This window comes from Campylobacter showae CC57C (assembly GCF_000344295.2).
Classification (GTDB): domain Bacteria; phylum Campylobacterota; class Campylobacteria; order Campylobacterales; family Campylobacteraceae; genus Campylobacter_A; species Campylobacter_A showae_B.
On sequence record NZ_AOTD01000094.1, the window covers coordinates 18,423 to 27,054 of the forward strand.

Genomic DNA, 8,632 nt, shown 5'->3' on the forward strand with positions numbered 1-8,632 from the left:
GAACAAAAAATGGTGCGGATGAAATAAACACCCGCAACCATACAAATTTAATCCGCCACGCCCATCATCACGCTTGAGTATTCGCCTTGCTTGACATCCGTTTTTTCAGGCTTTTTGACGACTATCCTATCCTCGGCTAGTCCAGCCTGCGCTAAGGCCGCCTTGATAGCTTGAGCTCTTGCGTTAGCAAGTTCCAGCAGCTGCTCTTTTTTCACCTCGATGCCTTTTAGCGCAGCTTCTCTCAGCGCCTTTTCGTCGCTACTTTTTTCTTTTGGAGCTAACGATGCGAGCGCTCCTGCGTAGTCGCTGCCCGTCTGCGCCATCGTTTGACCGATTTTTTCGTTTAGTTTTGCGTTTTTTAGAGCCGTTACGTCCACGTCCGAGTAGGCGGGCGTGATGCTTAGCTTCATCTTAGGTTTTGCCGTTGTTAGCTTGATAAAGTCGGCTATCTTAGCTTGCTCAGACACTATGAGTTCGGCATTTGCAGGCATAAAGTCGATGGTGTTTAGATCCTGGCTACTTAGGCCTAGCGCACTACCTAGGAATCTAAACGGAGCTAGCGTGATATCGGCAAATAGCTTCTTCACGGCCGCCCAGACGATACCGCCGTATTTAAAGTCCGGGTCGTTTAGATCGCCCTCCACAGGTAGATCGATGTTTATCTGGTTGTTTTGATCGCTCAGGATCGAGATGGCAAGCGACAGCGGCAAATTTACCGCATCTTTTGACTCGACCTTTTCTCCAAGCGTGAGAGTATCTAGATTTACGACGTTGCTACCGTTTAGCTTAGAGTCCTTAACGTCGTAGTTTAGGGTCAAATTTAGCTTGCCTTTTTCTATCTTGTAGCCCAAAAATTGTCCGCTATAAGGCGTCACGTCGACTAGATCGATGTCTTTAAAGCCGAGCTTGACCTCAGTGCTCTTTTTTGGGTCGTACGGCAGCAGCTTGAGCCCGATCTTGCTAAAGCCGCTCTTGCCGACCACGCCCTCAAACGTACCCATCGTCGGGCTAGTGCTGTCGATATCCATCAACACGCCTTCTAGCTTGGTGATCTTAGTCGCAAACGGCATAAATAGCGACGCGTCGGAGAAGTCTACGTCGCCGTTTTCTACGAGGATGTTCTTGATAGCAAAATCAAACTCGCCCTCTTTTTTCTGCTGTTTTGCGGCCTCTACGGGCTTTTCGTTTTTAGCGGCGGTTTGTTTTACGTCTGCTTTTTGCGCGCTTTCGCTCTCGCTTTTTTTCACGAGGCGACTTAGGTTAAATTCACGCTCTTTATTTAGATGAGTCTTTAAAAACGGCGCACTCAGGGTCACGCGCTCTAAATTTAACAAATTTTTCGCAAATGAAATTTTAGATAGTTTGAGGTTTTTAAAGGCAAAAACCTTATCGCCAGAGCCGTCCGCAAGCTCGATATTTGCGATGTTTGCCTTACCGCTTACGGAGGCGTCCGCGGCGTATTTTACGTTTAGCTCGGCATTTAGCTCGCCGCTTTTTAGGCTCGCGTCCAAATAGTTTTTAGCGTAGGCGAAGTAGCGAGGCAGATTTGCGTCGTTTAGCTTAACGTCCGCTTCGATATTTAGGGGCTCTGGAGTTATTTTGCCGTTAAGAGCCAAATTTAGCTTTTGCGAGCTTTTCATGTCGACTTTGGCGCTTACGGGCGAGGCTAAATTTTCGCTGATGTTTTGCAAATTTATATTTAAACCGTCAAATTTGTGCACTATCTTTTGCCCCTCAAAGACATGGGTTATACCTATGTCGGCGCCCGTAACAGCGACACCTTTAACGCTAAATTTAAAACCGCTCTTTGTATCTTGAGCGCTTTTTTGCTCGACTTTTTTATCTTTGCCGACATTGCTTTTTTCTGCCATTTTTTGAGATTTGGCAGGTTTTTTCGCGCTTTCGGTCTTGCTTTTTGCTTTTGTTTTGGCGGCGGTTTTTTCGCCGTTTAGTCCAAGCTCGCCAATAGCGCTAATTTCACCGTTTTCTTTTATATCGGTTGCAAATTTAGGCTTATTTATACTGACGCTTTCGATCCGAAGCGCGGTTTTGGCTAGATCTAGATCCGCGTCCTTCATGCCGATTTCAGCGACGGCAGCGATCTCTTTATTTTTAGTTTTTAGCGCGATTTTTTGCGCTTTTATTTCGCCGATAGAAGCGGTGCTGGCGTTATTTTCCAGCGTAAATTTAGGCGCGTTTATTATGAGCTTTTCTAGGCTTGCTGCGCCGTTTTTGCCTACGGGAGCGGATGCGGCGCTAAGCGTCAAATTTTTTAGGCTAGCGGCGATATTTTGCCCTTTTATTTTAGCATCCAGCTCGCTTGCATTTGCGTCTTTTAGCTTTATCTCGCCGACGCTTTTTTCGGTCAAATTTATACCGCTAACGCCTAGGGTTTTTAGCGCTGCAGATGCATTTATATCGCCTTTTTTATTCATATCCGCCTTAAGCGCGACGCCACTTAAATTTAGCGTGTTTAAATTTGCCTGCACTTCGCCTTTAAAGCTCGTGTTTTTAAATTTTATCTCGCTAATATCGGCTGCGACGCTTCTTTTTTCGCTCACGTCGGCGTTTATCTCGATAGCAGGTAGATCAAGCTCCTCTAGGCTCAAATTTTGCCCGTCTAGCTGCGCTTCAAACGACTTTAAATTTAAAGCGGCGTTTTTTAAAGCGGCCTTGATAACGCCGCCGTCCGCGCTTAGTTCGTAACTAGTTTTCGCGTTTATAAGTGCGCTGTTTATGCGCAGATCTTGCGTGTCGATGAAGCTAAGAGCGACGGGACGGACGTTAAAGTCCTTTAGACTAAGCTCGCCGTAAACTCGAAGCGGTGCGAGGTCGATGCCGCCCTGCCAGTCTAGCTTTTGAGCTAGCGTGGAGTTTGCGTCAAAGACGTGCTTGCCGGCGCTATTTTGCTCGGTATTTATGCCTGAAATTTCGTAGTTTATACCCTCAAATTTGGCGCTAAAAGGCTGTTTTAAACTCTCGTCCGAGTAGGCAAACGAGCCGCCGATTATCTTTGTGCTGTTTAGAGCGAAATTTATGCTGTTAGTTTCGTTATTTTCGGTGCTAGTAGCGTTTGACTCGCCTAAAAACGTAGCCAAATTTAGCGTGCCGTTTTTATCTCTAACGATATTTACGCTTGGGCTTTCAAGGCGCAATATATCGACCTCCGCGAGCTTTTTAAAGAGCGAAAAAGGCTTAAGCTTGACGTCGATTTGCTCCGCGCTAAAAAGCGGCGCGGTCGTGTTTAGCTCGGTGCGCGTGACGTTTAGCTCGAAGGTAAAGGGGTTAAATTTAGCCTCCGCTACGCTAAGGCTCGCGTTCATATCCTTTAGCTTTGCAGGTAGTGTATTTTTTAGCGCGTAAGGTACGCCTAAAAAGCCCGCGAGCGTGTAGATGAGCAGCAAGCCCGCGAGCGAGCCTAGGATAATAAGAGCGATTTTTTTACTTTTTTGCATAAATTTGCCTCGATTTTTTTGGCGGATTTTACTAGGATTTTGATTAAAGGGCGGTTATTTTGGTGGATTTGCGAGTAAAATTTGAATGTAAAATTTGGAGATATTTTGAGATTTAAAGCGGGCGTCAAATTTAGCCCGTAAATTTATCTTTTAAGATCAAATTTACGGGGGCTAAATTTGTAAATCGCTCAAGCTCGGCAATTTTTAAATCACCGAGCTTAGCGGTCAAATTTACAGATCGGTAGCGACGTCGTTTTCTACCTTGATCGTCACGGTTTGCGCCACGCCGTTATCGTCGTTTGCGCTACCTGTAAACGATTTATGCGTAGCGTCAGATCCATCCGCACTCCATTGACCGCTCGATTTTGATTTTACGGTATCGTCGCTGCCGCCCTTGATCTCTAGTGTATTGCCTGATGCACCAAGGTCTAGCACGTCTTTTGGATCGACGTTTAGCACGGCGTTGTTTACAGCGCTTACATCGACCGAGTTTATATTTTCCGCTACTTTTGCGATCTTTGATAGATCGATGTTACCGTCGCCGTCTAGGCTGTTTACGACTAGGTTGCCGTTGTTGTTGGTCGTAGTCATCTTAGTGTCGTTGCCGGTACCCAAACCGACGCTACCTACGGTCGCGCCGTCTTGGACGATTAGCGTATCCTCGTGGTTGCCGGTTCTTACGGCGTTTACTACGGTGCCTGCATCTTTTACAATGACGGTATCCTCGGTGTTGCCGCCGGTATTGTTATCATCTCTAAAGTCTACGGTCGTATTTATGACGTTTACCTTCGCTCCGCCTTGAACGACGATAGTCTGCTCGCCGCTAGGTCCGTAGGCGTATAGAGCGCCCCTTACCTCGGCGCCGTCTTCGACGGTGATAGGCGCGTTGCCGTTGCTTTGTATTCCGCCCACGCTAGTGCCCTCGCCCGAGACCGTTACGGTGCCGTTTCCGGTGTTTGCGCTAACTGCGTGCTCGATATAGGCTTTGTTATCTACGCGTATAATGTCGTCGCCGGCGTGACCGCTAACCGAGTGCGCTCTAGTGCCGCTTCCGGTTACGGTTATCTTATCATCGCCGCCCCAGCCGGCTATGCCCGCATTTACAGCGTGCGCTCCGTCGCTAAGCACTATCTTGTCATTATCTTCGCCGCCCGTGATGCTTCCGTTTACTCTAAGCTGCGGAGTAGTTAGTCCTTCGCCTACTACCGTTCCTGCGCCGGTTACGGTTATCTCGTCTTTGCCCGTACCACCTTCTACGGTTTTGTTGACTTTTGATCCGCTTGTTACGTTGATCACGTCTATATCTATACCTCCTAAAACGCTGCCTCCGATTGTCGAATTTGAAACGTTGATATCATTTTTGCCGCCATAGGTGCTACCCTCGACGTTGCCTTTTACTTCGGCGTTTTGGACGGTGATATTATTTCCGTCGGAATCCTGAGCCGCACCGTATACGCTAGGATTTTCTCCATTGCCGCCCTTTACGCTTCCTTCTACGGTAGCGCCGTCTAAAATTTTGATTGTGTCGCCGTCTTCATTTCCTTCTACGTCTCCGGTTACGACCGTGCCGGCTCCGGTTACGGTTATCTTATCATTCCCCCATCTTCCGACTATGCCGTCTACCTTTGCGCCTTGTTCTACCAGGATCGTATCGTCGCCGCCTCTGCCGTTTATACCGCCAACATAAGTTCCCGCACCACTTACGATTACCTCATCATCACCTTCATCTGCTATGATGAGCTCGGTCTTTGCGCCGTCTTTTACTTTAATAATATCGTTGCCATCTCCACCTAATATATTTTTTGCACTAGTTTCTGCTCCGCTTAGAGTTATAGTATCAGCATCAGCGCCGCTATCTACTATATTCTTACTTGGATTTACACGCTTTTCATGAACATCATTCATGGTTAGTGTGTCGCCTCTTATCTGCCCTACGACTTTAGCACCGCTTTCTAGGGTTATGGTATCTTTTCCGGCTTCCCCTAATATATTGTTTATCGAAGAACTTCCTTTCGCAGTTATCACGTCGTCGCCTGCGCCGCCGCGGATGTTTCCTCTTACCGTAGCGTTTTCGACGTTTATGGTATCTATACCGTCATTGCCAAACACGTTACCTACGGTAGCGTTATTTTTAACGTTTATAGTATCCGTGCCGTCGTTGCCTTCTATGGTAACGACCTTGGCTTTATTTTCCACAGTTATCGTATCGTCGCCCTTATCGCCTTTTACTTCTTTTACGTAAGTATTTTCTCCCGAAACCTCGATAGTATCGTTATCTAGATCTCCGCTAACATAGCCTTCTACTCTAGCGCCGTTTCTAACGTAAATTTTATCGTCGCCGTGTCCGCCTTCGATTTTTTCTGATACGGTAGCGTTGTCTACTGTAATAGTATCTACGCCTTTATCGCCTTGTACGGATTTTACTTTGGCTTTATCGCTGATCGTTATTGTAGAGTCGCCCGAGCTTACGTCGCCGACGCGAGATACTTCGGTATTTTCTCCGGTAACGGTTATGGTGTTATTTCCGGTTTCGCTATACATGCCCGCATTGGCTCCGTAAACCCATCCGGCTACTTTCGAACCGCTCTCTACCGTGATAGTATTGCCGCCTTGATCTCCGGAAATATTGCCTTTTACGTTAGATTCGTTTTGCACCAAGATCTTATCATCGCCCTCTGCGCCTACTATAGCTACTCTGAACGGGTTTCCTTGGCTATTTGTAGCGCTTTTGCCCTCTATGGTAGATTTGTTTACGGTTATATCGTCTTTTCCGCCCTCGCCGTAGACAACTCCGCCGATAGTACTATTTGTGATATTTATAGTATCCTTGCCGTCCACGCTACCGTCAGTAACGTTTTGTCTATGATCTGCATCGCCGAATACGTTTTTCTTCACTTCGCTGTTTATTATATTGATCTCGTCGTCGCCTCTACCGCCCCAAATTTGACCGTTTACGGTTGAATTTTTGATAGTGATCTTATCATTGCCGTGCTTGTTGTAGTCGTTTTGAGCCCCGCCTAGATAGCTATCCGCGTGTACGCCTTGGTGATTATGCGAAAGATCAGACGATTGTCCGGTTACTCTACTGACGTATACGCCGTAAAAGCTATCTGCTCCGCCTATTTCGGAGTCGGTTATTTCTATCTCGTCGCCGCCGCCCTCGGTCAATATTCCGCCCACTTTAGAGCCGTTTTTAACAAACACCTTATCGTCACCAGAATTTGTAAAGATAGTTCCTTTTACGGTAGCATCGTCTACGGTGACTTTTTGATTATCCCTACTGTCTATATCTATATCAAAAGCAACCGTAGCCTTATTTTGAACGGTTACGTCGTTTTTAGTCTCAAGCGTTCCGCCGCCGTTAGCTTCTCCAAATTTATAGCCTGTTATTCTGCTCACGCTAGTGTCGTCTCCGTCGACCACCACTTTGTTGTTTCCGGTACCTAGTTGCACGCCGGCATCATACTGATCCTTGGCAATGCTAGAGTCTCTATCCCCTACCGTAGCGCCGCTTTTTACGTTGATGGTATCGTCGCCGTCGCCGTCAAAGATAGCTTTTTTGATTACGGCTTTATCGCTAACATTTATAGTATCGTTACCGCTGCCGGCAAAAACGCTGCCTTGTATCGTCGTATATTCGCCTTCTACATTGATCTTGTCATCGCCGCTACCGCTGTTTACGTTATTTAAAATTTCAGCTCCGTTTTTGACGGTAATCGTATCATCTCCGGTTCCAGTTGAAACCATATCCACCTTAGCTCCATCTACAGTGATATCGTCAGCCTTGTCGGAACCGAAAATTTTAGGTTTTACGGCGTTACTAACCTTCACGATAGTAGTAGTTGCAGGATCATATCCCAAAGTATCGGTCGTTTCGCTTGCTACTACTAGCTTTTTAGCTTGATCTGAGCCTATGATTACGCTCTTATCCTTACTTATATACCATCCGTCTTGGATGTCGAATTCTTCGGTGTTGTAGTTTAGATAAGCCTTTTCAAAAGTCTGCGAATTTACGGTTTTGTTCTCTTTAGTCACGGTATACCCGCCCGGGATCGCCGAGCTAAATAAAGAACTCGTATTAGCCGTATTAAAATTTGCATACGGAGCTGATGCCTGTCCGCTCACGGCGCTGTCTAAGGCCTCGAAGTATTCATTTGATTTATCTAAATTTGTGGTTCTTACAGCTGCTTTAGCGCCTGTTTGGCTTATCTCCGCATCATATGCTGATGATGGGATTTCGATCTTTTTCGGATTTAGCTGAGGCTCTAGTTGTGACTGCTGAGAACTAATGCTCTCGGAGACGCCCCTTGCGGCTGAGCCCTGATAGGCGTTACTACTTTGCGAGCTTTGGCTGGCTCCGCCTAAATCGCCGTAAGTAGCGCTCACGTTTGAAATATGACCGCCCTGAGTAAATGAAACTTGGCTTAGGCTAACGCCGTCTCCGCTGGCAGCGCCAGCGCCACCGCCCGCTGCGGTCGCTTCTAGATCTTGCAGTTCGGTTCCATTAAGCAATGCTTGTTGCAACGCCTCAACGTTAGCCATCATCGCCTCGTTTCCAAAGCCCTCGTTTACCGCTACGCTTTGATCTAGCACCAGCGTATCTTTGCCTAGCATTACGATATCTTTGCCGTTATTTGCCGAGATTACGATTTTAGATGCCGCGTCCTGCCCGACGACACTCTCGCCGAGATAAACTAGATCTCCTACGTTTAGCTCTCTTTTTACGCCGTTACTACCGATAGCTACGACTTTACCCTCTATACTTTTTATTATTCCTGCTTGAGTTGGCATAGAAGTTCCTTTTTGCGTTTTAAATTTGTGCGGATTATATAGTTATTTGAAGATTTTGTATATTGTACCAAAGTACAATGAGTTAAATTTTAGAGGCGTTGTAGCCAAATTTAGAGGCGCAAATTTAACTCTGCACCCCTCAAATTTAGCCTAAATTTTAAAATTTCTTCTTTCTAACGTCCGCGACGATATTTTTAGCCATATCGTCGATCTGGCGCGTTATGTCGTTTGTCGTATTTACGATAGAGATATTTTCGTGCGTGATGTTGTCTATCGCAGAGACCGACTCGTTTATCATATTTATTGCGCCGGTTTGCTCTTTTATATTCTCGCTCATATCGTTTATGCTTTGAGCTAGTACGTTTGCGTTAGCTTCGATTTCGCCA

2 protein-coding genes and 1 pseudogene are annotated in these 8,632 nt (G+C 46.4%); all 3 read right to left on the reverse strand.

The features are described from left to right. Positions 1 to 47 precede the first annotated feature (47 nt). Complete coding sequence (locus H740_RS03605) at positions 48 to 3,455, reverse strand: DUF748 domain-containing protein (protein ID WP_004322582.1); 3,408 nt, start codon at positions 3,453 to 3,455, stop codon at positions 48 to 50. A 231-nt stretch (positions 3,456 to 3,686) separates the two neighbouring features. Continuing rightward, the gene (locus H740_RS03610; protein WP_004322583.1) at positions 3,687 to 8,246 is read right to left on the reverse strand and encodes a retention module-containing protein; all 4,560 of its coding nucleotides are present in this window, start codon (positions 8,244 to 8,246) and stop codon (positions 3,687 to 3,689) included. 157 nt (positions 8,247 to 8,403) lie between these two features. Next, positions 8,404 to 8,632: pseudogene (locus tag H740_RS11880) on the reverse strand (methyl-accepting chemotaxis protein); the annotation flags it as partial.